The sequence below is a fragment of the Bacillus sp. ME78 genome, from assembly GCF_903970865.1.
Taxonomy (GTDB): Bacteria; Bacillota; Bacilli; order Bacillales; family Bacillaceae_G; genus Bacillus_A; species Bacillus_A cereus.
The window spans coordinates 1-621 of the sequence record NZ_CAJCKK010000097.1; the positions used below are offsets into that span (position 1 = coordinate 1).

Here is a 621-nt window from a genome sequence, read left to right on the forward strand (position 1 = left end):
GTTAAATCTGGAATCGGAGCAACTTTAGATAAAATTTTTTAGTTTTTAGGAGAGTAATATGGAAAAATACCACGGAAAAAGCACAGAACAAATTATTCAGAAATTGATGCCTGGCAGTGTAAGATCGAGTGTCGTTATGGTATGGGTAGTTATTAATTTTATGATTTTAACCCCATTTTTATTTCCTCCAACCTTTACTATATACTTATATGTAATTTTACCTTTTCTTTTGATTGCTAATATATGGGGGGTATGGGTATTTTTTTGTAAACCAAATGAGCCAAGGTTGGCACACATTTTATATAATGGATTTATGGGGCTAACTTTTTCTTTTGGAAGCTTTATAGTGATTCAAAAGATTGCATATACTTTTATTGAAATTGAAACACCTCTGTTTTTTATTGTTACTTTTGTGCTTTACATTTTTACAATTTATAAATTGATTTCTATTGGAGTGAAAAGTTTTTTAAGGAGATTAAACAATGAAGAAAATGACAATATAAAAATTTCTCCAATTGTTTATTTATCAGGATTGGGATATGTTATTGGACAAATATGTATAGGTACATTATCACAAAACGGTTTAGCGACGGTCTTAATTTTAGTCTTTTCTTTATTGGC

General features: G+C 29.0%; 1 protein-coding gene. It reads left to right on the forward strand.

Going from position 1 to position 621, the window contains the following annotated elements; all coding sequences use genetic code 11:
* Window positions 1–58: 58 nt before the first annotated feature.
* Window positions 59–621, forward strand: a 563-nt coding sequence (locus tag H6481_RS28370) for a hypothetical protein (RefSeq protein ID WP_182813822.1), incomplete at its 3' end; no start/stop codon positions are given.